The following is a 14,239-nucleotide window of genomic DNA, read 5'->3' on the forward strand; positions in this document are numbered from 1 at the left end:
AGACAACTGGCACCATGTGATTAAGGTCGAGAAGATCGATGACGCCATCCCGGGTGCCGACTACCCGCGCCTCGTCAGGGCCATCGGTGCTTGTCCCCCTGAAGATGTGGGTGGCTTTCCCGGCTACGCCGACTTCCTCGAAGCCATGGCCGAACCCAAGCACGATGAGCACGACCGGATGTTGGAATGGTATGGGGCAAAGTTCGACCCTGAAGAGGCAGAGATCGGCCGTATCCTCGATAACTTCGAGCGCCTCGCCAAAAAGTGGGCACCAAAGCCGCGCAAACCAAGGGCCGCACCCAAACGCCTCTGATCAATATAGCACGGCTGCGGCCTTCGGCGGATGCTTACTCTCCACGGCACTCGGCGCCTGCAAGGAATCAGGCGATGCCGATGATGCCACAATTACCGACCCTGCCGCTACGCAAGCTCCGGTTCCGGTCGAATAGACTTCCGCTTCGGCGGAAAATACTCTCGAGTTTGACTACGGGTAAGCAAAACCGGATTGGATGATCCGCCAGATGGATACAACCTTTCGGAACGTCACCTTGACGATATCAGGAATGACCGATGAATGGTTTCTGGCGTATGAAGCTTTCGCATTCCAGACTGTCGAGGATGAAGTCGACGACCTCGGCACGGGTGATGGATCTCAGTTGTAAACCTGTCGGAATTTCCGTGTGGACCTGCAAAGGGCCGACTCTCGCGCCGGCGGCAAAGGGGGCTGGGCCCAGCAATGGGCGACGGTGATCGGCACACCGCCTGTCCGGGAGGGCCGTGTCAGGCGGTTGTAGCCGGGATAGCCATCCAACTGCAGAATGCCGTCAAAGCCCTGCAGGATACGCTCGGCATTCTCGCCCGCGCGGTCGGGGGCGTAGGTGAAGACCACGCCGGGTGGATCTGCCCCGCCCCATGACCGGTCATCGCGCGCCAGGGCCCAAAGGTAGCCTGTCTTCGTTCGCCCCCTGCCAGGATCGAGCACGGGTGCGGTGGTCTCGTCCATGAACAGCTTGTCCGAACGCTTCAGGTGTTCGGACAGCCGATCGACCACGGGACCGAGATGGAAGGCGGCGGTGCCGACCCAATCGGCCAGCGTGCTGCGATGCAGTTCGATCCCGGCGCGGGCCAGGATCTGGCTCTGGCGGTATAAGGGAAGATGGTCGGCGTATTTACTGACCAGCACATGCGCAAGGGCACCCTCGGTCGGCAGTCCGCCCTCGATCAGGTGCGCGGGCGCCGGTGCTTGGGTAACACCGCCGGCGCATCGACGACACGCATATTTGGGGCGGATGGTCACGATGAACCGTCATCGCTTGCCTTGTTGGCCAAATACATGGCGATCTGCTTCCGCGCTGCGCTGCCGAACTTGCGGCAGTCGCAGAGGCTTTCAACGTGGTAGCTCATCGCCACGCCCCGTCGAAAAACGACGAATACGAATCACCCACTCCGGTTTGCACGGGAATCGTAAACGATTGATCCGAAAGAGACACTTTCTGCGGCAGTTGCAGAAAAAGTGCTTTAGAAACAAAGGATTCAGTCAGACTACGAATCTGGGGGTCGGGCGTTCGAATCGCTCCGGGTCCGCCATTTATCCCATTCGGATTGCCAGGTCGTTAAAGGCCCTTCGTGCTGCGACAGCACGGGGACCGGGTTTGCGCCGGACAAGGGAACGGCACGACCGGGCCTGGCCTCGGTCATGTTGTAACCCTTGGCTCCGGCACGCGGATTCCTTGCTGCGGCGGACGGCCTATGCTGGCCTGCGAAGCGCCCCTGCCCCGTCGCGGCTTCGGCTTTCCGTGATTCGCTGGTGATGCGGGACCGGGGCAGGCAGCGGCCGGGCGCCGGTCGCCAGCCGGCGGGGCGTTACTGGCGCGCCAGCCAGTCGGTGATGGCGCGGCGCAGGTTCGTTTCGCCCAAGGCGCGGGCGTCGTCGATCAGCCGCTTCAGCTCGCCCAGGTCCACCCGCCGGATCAGATGCTTGACCGGCCCGATCGACGCCGGGCGCATCGACAGCCGCCGGAAACCCAGCGCCGCCAGCGTCACCGCCTCGATAGGGCGGCCCGCATCCTCGCCGCAGAACGACACCGGCACCCGCGCCTCGTCGCAGCGCCGCACGATCTGGTCCAGAAGCGCGATGAACGAGGTGTTCAGCGTGTCATAGCGCCGGCGCACCCGTTCATTCTCGCGGTCGGCGGCAAAGAAGAACTGCTTCAGGTCGTTGCCGCCCACCGAAACGAAATCGCACATCTCGAAGAACTTCTTCGGCGCAAAGGCCAGCGAGGGCGTTTCCAGCATCGCGCCCACACGCACGTCCGTGGGCATGGCATGGCCCAGCCGCTGTTCGCGCGCCACCTGCTCCATCAACAGCTTGTGCGCCTCTTCGAACTCGCTCATCTCGGTGATGAAGGGGAACATGACGTGCAGCGGCCGCCCCACGGCGGCGCGGATCAGCGCCTGAAGCTGCATGCGCAGCACGCCGCGCTTGTCCAGGCCCACCCGGATCGCCCGCCAGCCCATGGCCGGGTTCGGCTCGTCCTGGGGCTTCATATAGGGCAGCACCTTGTCCGACCCGATGTCGAGGGTGCGAAACAGCACCGGCTTGCCATGGGCATTGTCCAGCACATGGGCGTAAAGCGCCGCCAGCTCGCCCCGGCGCGGAACGCGGGTGCGGGTCAGGAACTGCAATTCGGTGCGAAACAGCCCCACCCCCTCGGCGCCCGAGCTTTCCAGGCTGGGCAGGTCGGCCATCAGCCCGGCATTCATATAAAGCTGGATCGTCGCCCCGCATTTCGCGGTGGCGGGCAGGTCGCGCAGCCCGGCGTAACGCTTTTGCGCCTCGGCCTGCATGGCCATCTTGTCGCGGAACGCCTTGGCGACGGTCTCCTCGGGGCGCAGATGCACGCTGCCCATGTCGCCGTCCACCAGGATCAGGTCGCCGTTCAGCGCCTCGCTGGTGATGCGCTCGGCATGGATCACCAGCGGGATCGCCAGCGCGCGCGCCACGATGGCGGCATGGCTGCCGACCGAGCCCTCTTCCAGAACCACGCCGCGCAGGCGGCGGCCGTAATCCAGCAACTCGGCCGGGCCGATATTGCGGGCGACCAGGATCGGATCCTCGGGCATCTCGGCCCCGGTGTCGCGGCCCTGCCCGGTCAGGATGCGCAAAAGGCGGTTGGACAGGTCGTCCAGATCGTGCAGCCGGTCGCGAAGATAGGGATCGGCGGCGCTTTCCAGCCGGGCGCGGGCCTGGCTTTGTTCCTTTTCCACCGCGGCCTCTGCCGACAGGCCCAGGTCGATCGCTTCTTCCATCCGGTGCAGCCAGCTGCGGGAATGGGCGAACATCCGATAGGTTTCCATGACCTCGGCCGAATCGCCGGGTCCCATGTCATTGGCGGCCAGCATGGAATCGACCCTGGTGCGCAGCATGGCCACGGCTTCGTTCAGCCGTGCCTTTTCCTTCAGCGGATCGTCCGCCACCGGGTTCGTCACCACCACGCGCGGCTCGTGCAGCCAGACATGGCCCTCGGCCACGCCTTCCTGCGCGATCGAGCCGCGAAACATCGCCGGAAAGCGGTGCTGCAATGGCAAACCATCGGCCTGCGACCCCAGGAAAGCCCCCAGTTCCGCCATCTCGGCCAGCACCATGGCGACGACCTCAAGGCCATAGACCTCGTCCTCGCTGAACTGGCGGGCATCGCCGGATTGCACCACCAGCACCCCCAGCCTTTCGCCGACCCGCTGGATCGGCACGCCCAGGAAGCTGGAATAGACCTCTTCGCCGGTCTCGGGCATATAGCGGAACCCCGGCTCGGCGGGGGCATTGGCGGTGTTCACATGCCGGCCGCTGCGGGCCACGCGGCCCACCAGCCCCTCGCCCAGGCGCAGCCGGGTCTTGTGGACCGATTCCGGCTTCAGCCCCTCGGTCGCGCAAAGCTCAAGCGTGCGGGGATCGCGGAACAGATAGATCGAGCAAACCTCGGTCCCCATCGAATCGGCGATATGGGTGGTGATCTGATCCAGCCGGTCCTGGCCGCCCCCAGGGGCAGCCAAGGTTTCGCGCAGCCGCCGCAGCAGCTTGCGCGAATCGCTGTCCTTGCGCTCGGGCATGCTCCTCCTGCGTCAGGCTATCGGCCCGGATTCAGGGCTTTTCCAGTTCGAAGGCATCATGCAGCGCCTGAACCGCCAGTTCCATATATTTGCGGTCGATCAGCACCGAAATCTTGATCTCGCTGGTCGAGATGACCTTGATGTTGATGTTTTCATCGGCCAGCGCCTTGAACATGCGGGCGGCGACCCCGGCATGGCTGCGCATGCCGATGCCCACGACCGAGACCTTGGCGGCCTCGGTATCGACCACCAGTTCGTCATAGGCGATATGGCCGGCGGCCCTGGCATCCTCCATCGCCTTGCGGGCGCGGGCGACCTGGCTGACCGGGCAGGAAAAGGTCATGTCGGTCACCGAGCCGGGATGATCCTCGTAATCCTTTTCCGAGATGTTCTGGACGATCATGTCCACGTTCACGCCGGCCTCGGCCAGGGGCGCGAAGATCGCGGCGGAAATGCCCGGCCGGTCCTCGACGGTGACAAGGGTGATCTTGGCCTCTTCGCGGGAATAGGCGACGCCGTTGACGACTTTCGATTCCATGATTTCATCCTCATCGCAGACCAGGGTGCCGCTGCTTTCGTCGGTGTCCTCGAACGATGACAGCACCCGCAGGCGGACCTTGTAGCGCATCGCCAGCTCGACCGAGCGGGTCTGGAGCACCTTGGCCCCCAGGCTTGACAGTTCCAGCATCTCTTCGAAGGCGATCTTCTTGAGCTTGCGCGCCTTGGAGGTGATGCGCGGATCGGTGGTATAGATCCCGTCCACATCGGTATAGATGTCGCAGCGTTCGGCCCCGAAGGCCGCCGCAAAGGCCACCGCCGTCGTGTCCGAGCCGCCACGGCCCAGCGTGGTGATGCGCCCCTCGGGCGAGATGCCCTGGAAGCCCGCCACCACGGCGACCTTCATGCCCTCGGCAAATTTCTGGTCGATATTGTGGCGCGGAATCTCCAGGAAGCGCGCCGCCGAATGCTGCGAGGTGGTGTTGATCGGCACCTGCCAGCCCTGCCAGCTACGCGCAGGCACGCCCATTTCCTGCAAGGTCAGCGCCATCAGCCCCGCGGTCACATTCTCGCCCGAGGCGACGACGGCGTCGTATTCGCGCGCGTCGAACATGGGCGAGGTCGCCTCGACCCAGCCCACCAGCTCGTTCGTCCTGCCCGACATGGCGCTGACGATGACGATGACGTCATAGCCGCGTTCGACCTCGCGCTGGACTTTCAGCGCGGCATTCTTGATGCGGTCCAGGTCGGCCACCGAGGTGCCGCCGAATTTCATCACCAGAAGCGGCATCTTGCCCCCCAGCAGTTTTCCGGGGCGGGTTCTATGGGCGAGCCGGGAAAAGAACAAGGGGCGGCGGATGTTTCCGGCGGTTTGGGGCGCATTATTTTGTCCCTGGCCCCGGCGCGGCAACTGGGATCTTGATGGCGCCGGCGCCAGGCGGCAAAAGGCGGCCATGAAAGTGACGCATGACGAGACCAGCTTTACCCTGACCGGCAGGATCTGGGCGGCGGCCTATCCGCTAGAGGAATTGCCGCGATGGCTGGCCTTTTACCGCAGCCGCAAGGCGCGCTTTCCCCGCACCGGCGCCAGCTATGACGCCACCCTGGCCGCGCTGGAAGAGTTGGAGCGGCGGCTGGCCCCCAGGTCCTAGGCACCCCGCCGGTCGCGCCAGCGCAGATGGATGTTCTGGCAATGGGCCTTTTCGAAGAACAGCCGATCCATCAGCACCATGAAGGCGCTGCGCCACAGCGATGGCGGCTGGCGATACACGCGCGAGCAAAGCGGCTCGGATTGCTGGCCCCCAAGGGTGCGGTTGATGCAGACGGATGCGCTCCACCAGGCGTTCATGCGAAACCTCGCCGACTCGTCAAAACAGCTTCGAACAGACGAATGTGACGCCCGGAAAACAACCGGGCGGCCATCCGGCCATGAAGCGGCAGTGATGCGGTGAAGTCACGCTGGCCTTTTCGGCATGCCGGGCCGGTTGCGTGGGGGAATGCGGCTGGACGTGGTCGGGGCGAGAGGATTCGAACCTCCGGCCTACGGTACCCAAAACCGTCGCGCTACCAGGCTGCGCTACGCCCCGGACCTCGTGGCGCTGTCTAGCGGCTGGATGCGCGGGGGGAAAGCGAAAACTGACGGCCGGGCCGCGTCAATCGCAAGGCGCCAGCGCCTGGTCCTGCGGCAGGGCCGGATGCGACAGCGCCATGCCGGGGAATATGCCCAGCCGCGCCGCATCGCCGCCCCGCACCTCCAGCACCATCAGCCGCTCGGGCGCGGCATCGCCGGGGGCTGCGCCGGGGATCCCCGTCTCGTCCAGCGGCTGCGCCATCGGGTGGACGTGGCGCACCTCGCCGCGGGCGTCGATAAAGATCATGTCGAGCGGGATCAGCGTGTTGCGCATCCAGAATTCCACCGGCTGCGGTGATTCGTAGATGAACAGCATCCCCTGTCCCGACGGAAGATCGCGGCGGAACATCAGGCCCTGCGCGCGTTCCGCCTCGGTATCGGCGATCTCGACCGCAATCTCGACCGGCGCGCCCCTGCCATGGAACAGCGCCCGGTCGGGATGGCAACCGGCCGCGAGGGCCGGTGTTTGGAGTGTTAGAAGAAAAGTTGTAAAAACCGTAACGGCCCGCAACTTCATACCGCGCCCGCGACCAGCCGCAATTTAGCGAGCGCGGCTGCTCCCCCCGGCTGGGTCTGCCGCGCCTCGACCGCGGCTCTTTCCCATGAAAGGATTTGTGCGGCCATCATCCCCCGCCGGCCATCGACCACGCGCAGCGCCACCGCCTCGCCCACGGCCAGGTCGGCAAAGCCGGAATGGCGCAAGACCTCGACATGCAGGAACACATCGGCCTTTTCGGCGAAGATATTGGCAAAGCCAAAGCCCTTGGCCTTGTCGAACCATTTCACCCGCGCCGGCAAAAGCGGCAGTTGCGCGATTTCTTCCGGCGTGGCCTGGCACAGGTCGGCAATGGCCGGCATCGGCTCGCTGGCCGGCGGCGTGATCTCCAGCACCTCGACCGCCTGCATGCCGCGCGGCGTCGTCTGGACGATGGCAACGACATGAGCGCCCTCGGCGACCGAGCTCTGCCCGAAATTCCTCAGCACATTGGCATGCAGCAGGATATCGGCGCCGCCATCGGGATCGGTCAGGAAACCAAAGCCCTTGCCGCCATCGAACCACTTCACGACGCCCGCAATCTTGCGTTGTTGCCCGTCGTCTTCTTCCATGTCTTCCCATCACCCTTTGGAAACCAGAAACAACCCGAAGCCCCGGTCCCGCATCCCTTCGACTGCATTGAACGAAGACAGAGCCGGATTGGTCAGGTTTTCCATACCATGGATAAATCCCGGACCCGCATCAAGGGCTAAGACGGCAGACCTGCCATAAACTTTGAGCGGAGTTTCGCCGCCCTTCCGACAGGGCGTTGTTTTCGCTTTCAGAGTCAAGCCTTGTCCAGCGAAAGCGGTCATGCAGCCGAAACGCCCCATCAGCCCAGAACTCGATCTGGACCGGGCGGATTCGATAGCCGCCCCAATGCGCTGGCCGGGCGGGATTCAATCCCAGGTTGATTCCCTGGCGCGCCACCTCGGCCATCAGGGCGCCGCGGCTAGCCAGCGGCCGGCTTTGCCGCGAGGCCCAGGCGCCGATCCGCGACTGCAACGCGCGCGAGGCGTAATAGGCGTCCGCCAGTTCCGGCTCGACCCGGCTGACATGGCCGCGGACGCGAACCTGCCGGCGCAGCGATTTCCAGTGCATGACGAAGGCGGCGGTGCCGGTCGCCTCGATCTGACCGGCCTTGGCGCTTTCGTAATTGGTATAGAACACGAAGGCGCCATTCGCCCCCGCCCCCTCGATTTCCTTAAGCAGCACCATGCGCGCGTCGGGCATGCCGGCGCTGTCCACCGTGGCCAGCGCGATGGCGTTGGCGTCGTTCGGCTCGACCTTTTCGGCCTCGGCCAGCCAGCGCCGGGCGATGGCGAAAGGGTCGTCGCCGGCAAAGATTCCGCTGCGGTCGCTCATGGCTGCCTGCTTGCCGACACTTGATGCCTCCATGCACTTGTCCTAATCCTGCTGAAAACCGAAGAAGCGCGAGGGGCAGCATCATGTCAAGTGACGGCGGGAATGGGCTGATGAAGGGTCGCCGCGGCCTTATCATGGGTCTGGCGAACGACAAGTCCATCGCCTGGGGCATCGCCAGGGCGCTTGCCGAGCAGGGCGCGGAGCTGGCGTTCTCTTATCAGGGCGAGGCGCTGAAGCGCCGGGTCGAGCCGCTGGCCGCGCAGATCGGTTCGGACCTGCTGGCCGAATGCGACGTGGCCGACGAGGCGTCGATCGACGGGCTGTTCTCGACCATCGCGGAACGCTGGGACAGCCTGGACTTCATCGTCCATGCCATCGGCTTTTCCGACAAGGAACAATTGCGCGGCCGCTATGCCGACACCACCCGCGACAATTTCCTGATGACCATGGACATCTCGGTCTATTCCTTTACCGCCGTGGCGCGCCGCGCTAGCGCGATGATGACGAACGGCGGCGCCATGCTGACCCTGACCTATTACGGGGCGGAACGGGTGATGCCGCATTACAACGTCATGGGCGTCGCCAAGGCCGCGTTGGAGGCATCGGTGCGCTATCTGGCCGAGGATTTCGGCAAGGACGGCATCCGCGTCAACGCCATCTCGGCCGGGCCGATCAAGACGCTGGCGGCCAGCGGCATCGGCGATTTCCGCTATATCCTGAAATGGAACGAGCTGAACTCGCCCCTGCGCCGCAACGTCACCATCGACGATGTGGGCAAGTCGGCGGTCTATCTGCTGTCCGACCTGGGCTCGGGCGTAAGCGGCGAAACCCACCATGTCGACGCCGGCTATCACATCGTCGGCATGAAGGCCGTGGACGCCCCCGACATCGCCACGACGAAAAAGGACTGATCCGCGTCGATGAGCGCCGAACAGGTCATCGCGCTTGTCTCGGCGCTGTCGCTGGCGATCCTGACGCCGGGACCGGCGATCATCGCCACGGTCCAGACCGCCTTTCTGCATGGCCGCCGCCGCGCCCTGCCCTATGCCTTGGGGCTGGCCACGGGCGCGTCGCTGTGGTGCCTGTTCGCGCTGGCCGGGCTGGCGGTGCTGTTCCGGCTGCATCCGGCGCTGTTCGTCGCGCTCAAGATCTTTGGCGGCTTCTACCTGCTGTGGTTCGCCTGGACGCTATGGCGCGCCTCGGCCCGGCCCTTGCCGCCGGCGGCCGGCGGCGCCACGAAAGGGTTCTGGGGCGGGATCGCGCTGAACCTGTCCAATCCCAAGCCGGCGCTATTCTATGCGGCCCTGATCCTGTCGGTCTTTCCCGAACCGATGGGGGTCGGGCGGCAGGCGCTGATCTATGGGCTTTGCCTGGCGACCGAACTGTTCTGGTATGCGCTGGTCGCGGTTCTGATGTCGACAGCCATCCTGCGCGCGCGCTATTTTGCCGCCAAGACCTGGATCGACCGCGCCGCCAGCATCGCCATGGGCCTGCTGGGCGTCCTGTTGATCGCCAACCACTAGGAGCCAGCATGAACGACCCCCTGCCCCATGAACGCGGATTCCACATCAGTTGGGACCAGTTGCACCGCGATGCCCGCGCCCTGGCCTGGCGGCTGGAACATCGCGAATGGCGCGCCATCCTGGCCATCACCCGCGGCGGGCTGGTGCCGGCGATGATCGTGGCGCGCGAACTGGACGTGCGGGTCATCGACACGATCTCGGTCAAGTCCTATCGCGGCAAGGGCGGCCAGGAACGCGGCGAGGTCGCGGTGCTGAAGGCCCCCGACCCGGCGGTGATGCAGGATGGCGACGGCATCCTGGTGGTGGACGACCTGGTCGATTCGGGCCGCACGCTGGAACATGTGCGCAGCATGTTTCCCAAGGCGCATTTCGCCACCGTCTATGCCAAGCCCAAGGGCCGCCCCATGGTCGAAACCTATGTGACCGAGGTCAGCCAGGACACCTGGATCTTCTTTCCCTGGGACATGGCGCTGCAATACGTCCAGCCCTATCGCGGCGAGGATTGATCGGCGCGGCGGTTGCGCCAGGCCCGTTTTCGGATTGCCCAGGCCGGCCGCGTGGCGCATCATCGCCAGGCAGGGGCAAAGGCGCGCCGCCTTTTCCGAGGGAACTTGCGATGCGACTGATGCTGATTGCCGCATTGATCCTGCCGTTGCCGGCAGAGGCCTTTACCGCACGGAACGGCATGATCGCCACGCAGGTCGGCCCGACCGAGATCGCTGTGGCCCACCGCATGCGCCGGGACGACACCGACTATTGGTGCGCCGCCGGCGATTTCGCCCAGCGGGCGCTGGACCTGCCGGGCCAGACCCGGATCTGGCGCGCGACGCCCAAACCGCGCCAGGCCGGGCAAGGCATCGTCTTCACCCTTGATCCTGCGAACAAGGCCGAGGGGGCGGGGGTGTCGGCATTCGGCGCGGGGCAGCGGGACGGGTCGCTGTCGGTGGGGATGGCGGTGGGAAGCTTTTGCCGCACCTTCATCCCCTATTGGCGGGACTGAACGGGTTTCAACCCCGGCGCGGCCCGCGCGCCGGTGCTATCCGTTCCCGCGCACGAATCGCGCCGCTTCCTCGGCCGCGCGGCGCAGGGCGCGGCTTTTGTTCACCGTCTCGGTAAACTCGGCCTCGGGGTCGCTGTCATAGACCACGCCGCCGCCGGCCTGGATGTAAAGCTGCCCGTCCTTGACGACGCCGGTGCGCAGCGCGATGCACATGTCCATCTCGCCATTGGCGGCAAAGTAACCGACGCCGCCGGCATAAACGCCGCGCTTTTCCGGCTCCAGCTCGTCGATGATCTCCATCGCCCGGACCTTGGGCGCGCCTGAAACGGTGCCCGCCGGCATCCCCGCCAGCAGCGCCGACAGCGCATCCTCGCCCTCGTTTAGCTCGCCCACCACGTTCGAGACGATATGCATCACATGGCTGTAGCGTTCGATGGTGAATTGCTCGGTCGGCTGGACGGTGCCCGTCTTTGCAACCCGGCCCACATCATTGCGACCCAGATCCAGAAGCATCAGGTGTTCGGCCAGTTCCTTTTGATCGGCCAGCAGGTCGGCCTCCAGCGCGCGATCCTCGTCGGGGGTGGCGCCGCGCGGGCGGGTGCCGGCGATGGGGCGGACCGTGACCTGCCCCTCGCGCAGCCGCACCAGGATCTCGGGCGAGGCGCCGACGATCTGGAAGCCGCCGAAATTCAGGAAGAACATGAAGGGCGACGGGTTGGTGCGCCGCAGCGCCCGGTAAAGCGCAAAGGGCGGCAGCGGGAAATCCATCGCCCAGCGTTGCGAGGGCACCACCTGGAAGATGTCGCCGGCGCGGATATAATCCTTGGCCTTTTCCACCGCCGCCAGATAGGCGGGCTTGCTGAAATTGCTGCGCAATTCGCCGATCTTCAGGTCATGGCCCAGGGCGCGCGGCTCGCTCGGCTGGCGGTCCAGGGCGCGCAGCGCCTCCATCACCCGCTCGGCGGCCTGGGCATAGGCGGCGCGGGCCGGCGTGTCTGCGTCGTGCCAGGCGGGCGCGCAAAGCGCCACCTCGCCCTTGACCCCGTCCAGAACGGCAACGACCGAGGGGCGCATCATCATCGCATCCGGCAGGCCAAGGGGGTCCGGGTTCACGTCGGGCAGCCGCTCGACCAGCCGGATCATGTCGTAGCCCAGATAGCCGAAAAGCCCCGCCGCGCCGGCGGGAACCCCTTCGGGCATCTCCATCCGGCTTTCCGCGATCAGGGCGCGCAGGCTGTCCAGCGCCGGGCGGTCGTCAGCCGCGAACTCGTCCGAATAGCGGGCATTGCGGTTGATGCGCGCCTGGCCGTCGCGGCATTCCCAGATCAGGTCGGGCTTCATGCCGACAAAGGAATAGCGGCCACGAACCTCGCCGCCGGTGACGCTTTCCAGCATGAAGGAATTGGGCGCGGCCTCGGCCAGTTTCAGCATCAGGCTGACCGGCGTATCCAGGTCGGCCGCCAGCCGGATGGTCAGAAGCTGGTTGCGGCCCTGGGCCCAGCCACGCTCGAATGCGGCGAAATCCGGGCTGATCTCCATTACTGGACCTGTGCGCCGGCCGCGTCCACGGCGGTCTGGTTCAGCGTCACCCCGGCCTGGACCTGAAGCGCGCGGGTGAAATAGTCGAAGACGTCCTGGCGCAGCGAATCCGCCAGCCGGGCCGAGATACCCTCGCCGATTTGCCGCGCCTCGTCGCCATCGGTCCGGGCCGGGTGGATCTTGTCCAGCGTCACCAGGAAGACCCGGTCTTCGGCATCGACCACCTCGGTCGCGCCCTCCTCGTCGATCTCGAAGGCTTGCGTCACCACATCTTGCGGCACGCCGGCGATGAAGCCGCCGCGGGCCAGCGCGGTCGCCGGCCGGCCAAGATCGGGGGCCGGCTTCGCCTGCGCAAGCGTGGGCGCATCGGCTCCCATCGCTTCCGCGCCAAGCGCCTGGGCGACCGGGGCGGTCGCCGCCGCGGGGGCCGATTCGATGCCCGGATCGGCGGCCGCCTCGGCCTGGACGCGCTGCTCGTCGGCCAGCGCCAGCAATTGGCGATGCAGCTCGTTGCGGGTCCAGTCCTCGGCCACCTGGTCGCGCACCTCGTCAAAGGGGATCAGCGTCGGCGGCACGATCTCGTCCAGCCGCAGGGCAAAGACGGCGCCGTCCTCGGCCTCGAAAAGTTCGGGAAAGTCCTTTTCGGTCAGCTCTGCCGCGCGCTCGCGGAACTCGGGATAGGCGTCGATGCCGTTCGGATCGGCCTCTGCCCCCTGGTCCCAGTCGATCCGGTCCAGCTTCATCGGCGTGTCCTGCGCGATGTCTTCCAGCGTGGCGCCGCCGGCCAGCAGGTCGGCAAATTCGCCCGCGCGCTCTTCGATCTGGCGGCGGGCGCGGTCGATCGCGGCCTCGACGCGCAGGTCGTCGCGCGCCTGTTCAAACGGGATGTCCAGCGGCTCCAGGATCGCGTTCATGGAAAACAGCGCCGGTCCCAGGTCCGAGCCGGCGGGGCCTGCCACGCCGGGACCGTCCAGCGCAAAGACCGCCTCGCCGGCTGCGCCCAGGTCGTCCCTGGCGACCTCGCCCAGGTCGATATCGGCCAGGCTCAGCCCGCGCTCGGCGGCAAGCTGCTCGAACGTGACCTCGCCGCTGTCGATGCGGGCCTTGGCTTCCTCGGCGGCGGCCATGGTCGGGAACACCAGGCGTTCGACCATGCGGCGCTCGGGCTGCTGGAATTCGTCGATCCGGTCCTGGTAAAGGTCGCGCAGCCCCTGTTCGTCGACCTCTACCTGGTCCTCCAGCATTTCGGGGGTCAGCCAGACATAGGTGATCTTGCGGATCTCGGGCGCGGTGAAGCGGTCGGCATTGGCCTGGTGCCAGGCTTGCAACGCCGGCTCGTCAGGCTGGGCCACCGGCGTCGGCAGATCCTGGGCGGTCAGTTCGCGCCAATGGATGTCGCGGGTTTCCAGCAGCCAGCCCTGGGTCTGCGCCACCACGGGCTCGGGCGCGCTGACCCCGGCCAGCGTGGCGTCTTGCAGGATCAGCCGGGCCATGTCCATGCGCAGGTCGTGTTCGAACTCGGCCTCGCGCAGCCCCTCGCGGCGCAAGGTATCGGCATAGATCGCCCGGTCGAACTGGCCGCTCAGCCCCTGAAAGGCACTGATGCCGGTGATCTGCTCGGCCACCGCGCGGTCGCCGACCGAGACGCCCAGCCGGTTCGCCTCGGCCTCCAGCGCGGCGGCGGTGTAAAGCCGCGCCAGCGCCGCCTGGTCGATGCCGATCGCCTTGGCCTCGGCCGCGCTGATCTGGCGGCCGGCGCGGGCGGAAAAATCCTGCATCTCGGCGCGCAGGGTGCGGGCATAATCCTGGGCCGAGATCTCGACATCGCCGACCGCCCCGATATCGGCGCTGCCGCCCGAGAAGTTGGTGACGCCGAAGCCGCCCAGTCCCAGAACCAGCATGCCCATCAGCAACCAGACGATGGTCGATTTGCCCTTGCCCCGCATCTTGTCGCCGTGCCCCACCGTTGTTCTTGCCAGTCAGCGCAAGTCTTTAGGGCGCGAAAGGCCCGGCGGCAAGTGCCGCAAAGCCCCGCAACCGCC

At 66.1% G+C, this 14,239-nt stretch carries 15 protein-coding genes, 1 tRNA gene and 1 pseudogene; 7 read left to right on the top strand and 10 right to left on the bottom strand.

The window, feature by feature from the left end; all coding sequences use genetic code 11:
- Nucleotides 1-313: plasmid pRiA4b ORF-3 family protein (locus F3H32_RS05985; RefSeq protein WP_149765053.1), on the top strand; the 313-nt coding region annotated here is incomplete at its 5' end.
- 196 nt (nucleotides 314-509) lie between these two features.
- The gene (locus tag F3H32_RS17665) at nucleotides 510-662 is read left to right on the top strand and encodes a hypothetical protein (RefSeq protein WP_188128600.1); all 153 of its coding nucleotides are present in this window, start codon (nucleotides 510-512) and stop codon (nucleotides 660-662) included.
- A 65-nt stretch (nucleotides 663-727) separates the two neighbouring features.
- On the opposite strand, the pseudogene tnpC reads toward F3H32_RS17665, so the two are convergent.
- The 3 genes and pseudogenes from tnpC to F3H32_RS06005 all read right to left on the bottom strand — a co-directional run.
- Nucleotides 728-1,306 (bottom strand): annotated as a pseudogene (tnpC, locus tag F3H32_RS05995) (IS66 family transposase); the annotation flags it as partial.
- 557 nt (nucleotides 1,307-1,863) lie between these two features.
- Nucleotides 1,864-4,107 carry a phosphoenolpyruvate--protein phosphotransferase gene (gene ptsP / locus F3H32_RS06000; RefSeq protein ID WP_149765054.1) on the bottom strand — a complete coding sequence of 748 codons (2,244 nt, stop codon included), beginning with the start codon at nucleotides 4,105-4,107 and terminating at the stop codon, nucleotides 1,864-1,866.
- A gap of 31 nt (nucleotides 4,108-4,138) precedes the next feature.
- A complete protein-coding gene (locus tag F3H32_RS06005) occupies nucleotides 4,139-5,395 on the bottom strand; it encodes an aspartate kinase (protein WP_115754921.1) in 1,257 nt (418 codons plus the stop codon).
- A 163-nt stretch (nucleotides 5,396-5,558) separates the two neighbouring features.
- Between F3H32_RS06005 and F3H32_RS06010 the strand changes: the two genes are divergently transcribed.
- Complete coding sequence (locus F3H32_RS06010; protein WP_149765055.1) at nucleotides 5,559-5,756, top strand: hypothetical protein; 198 nt, start codon at nucleotides 5,559-5,561, stop codon at nucleotides 5,754-5,756.
- On the opposite strand, the gene F3H32_RS06015 is transcribed toward F3H32_RS06010, so the two are convergent.
- The 5 genes from F3H32_RS06015 to pdxH form a co-directional block, all read right to left on the bottom strand.
- Nucleotides 5,753-5,953 carry a hypothetical protein gene (locus F3H32_RS06015; protein WP_149765056.1) on the bottom strand — a complete coding sequence of 67 codons (201 nt, stop codon included), beginning with the start codon at nucleotides 5,951-5,953 and terminating at the stop codon, nucleotides 5,753-5,755. The two genes, F3H32_RS06010 and F3H32_RS06015, sit on opposite strands and share 4 nt — an antisense overlap.
- 161 nt (nucleotides 5,954-6,114) lie before the next feature.
- Nucleotides 6,115-6,191, bottom strand: a tRNA-Pro gene (locus F3H32_RS06020).
- Nucleotides 6,192-6,257: 66 nt separating this feature from the next.
- Complete coding sequence (locus F3H32_RS06025; protein WP_149765057.1) at nucleotides 6,258-6,752, bottom strand: DUF192 domain-containing protein; 495 nt, start codon at nucleotides 6,750-6,752, stop codon at nucleotides 6,258-6,260.
- Nucleotides 6,749-7,342 (bottom strand): cold-shock protein, encoded by a 594-nt coding sequence (locus F3H32_RS06030; RefSeq protein ID WP_115754912.1) that lies wholly within the window; start codon nucleotides 7,340-7,342, stop codon nucleotides 6,749-6,751. The genes F3H32_RS06025 and F3H32_RS06030 overlap by 4 nt, the downstream gene beginning before the upstream one ends.
- 130 nt (nucleotides 7,343-7,472) lie before the next feature.
- Entirely contained in the window at nucleotides 7,473-8,135 is a 663-nt protein-coding gene (gene pdxH / locus F3H32_RS06035) for a pyridoxamine 5'-phosphate oxidase (RefSeq protein ID WP_149765058.1), read from the bottom strand.
- 83 nt (nucleotides 8,136-8,218) lie between these two features.
- On the opposite strand from pdxH, the gene fabI reads away from it, so the two are divergent.
- From fabI to F3H32_RS06055, 4 genes are all read left to right on the top strand, one after another.
- The gene (gene fabI, locus F3H32_RS06040; RefSeq protein ID WP_149765059.1) at nucleotides 8,219-9,046 is read left to right on the top strand and encodes an enoyl-ACP reductase FabI; all 828 of its coding nucleotides are present in this window, start codon (nucleotides 8,219-8,221) and stop codon (nucleotides 9,044-9,046) included.
- Nucleotides 9,047-9,055: 9 nt separating this feature from the next.
- Nucleotides 9,056-9,658, top strand: a complete 603-nt coding sequence (locus tag F3H32_RS06045) for a LysE family translocator (RefSeq protein ID WP_115754915.1) — start codon at nucleotides 9,056-9,058, stop codon at nucleotides 9,656-9,658.
- 8 nt (nucleotides 9,659-9,666) lie between these two features.
- Nucleotides 9,667-10,164: a xanthine phosphoribosyltransferase gene (gpt, locus tag F3H32_RS06050; RefSeq protein ID WP_115754916.1), complete on the top strand. Its 498-nt coding sequence runs from the start codon at nucleotides 9,667-9,669 to the stop codon at nucleotides 10,162-10,164.
- A gap of 110 nt (nucleotides 10,165-10,274) precedes the next feature.
- Nucleotides 10,275-10,658 (top strand): hypothetical protein, encoded by a 384-nt coding sequence (locus F3H32_RS06055; RefSeq protein ID WP_149765060.1) that lies wholly within the window; start codon nucleotides 10,275-10,277, stop codon nucleotides 10,656-10,658.
- Between the two features lie 36 nt (nucleotides 10,659-10,694).
- On the opposite strand, the gene trpE is transcribed toward F3H32_RS06055, so the two are convergent.
- Nucleotides 10,695-12,197, bottom strand: a complete 1,503-nt coding sequence (gene trpE, locus F3H32_RS06060) for an anthranilate synthase component I (RefSeq protein WP_149765061.1) — start codon at nucleotides 12,195-12,197, stop codon at nucleotides 10,695-10,697.
- Nucleotides 12,197-14,143, bottom strand: coding sequence for a peptidylprolyl isomerase (locus tag F3H32_RS06065; protein ID WP_149765062.1), 1,947 nt, complete (start codon nucleotides 14,141-14,143; stop codon nucleotides 12,197-12,199). The genes trpE and F3H32_RS06065 overlap by 1 nt, the downstream gene beginning before the upstream one ends.
- Nucleotides 14,144-14,239: the final 96 nt, after the last annotated feature.

This window comes from Paracoccus thiocyanatus (genome assembly GCF_900156255.1).
Classification (GTDB): Bacteria; Pseudomonadota; Alphaproteobacteria; order Rhodobacterales; family Rhodobacteraceae; genus Paracoccus; species Paracoccus thiocyanatus.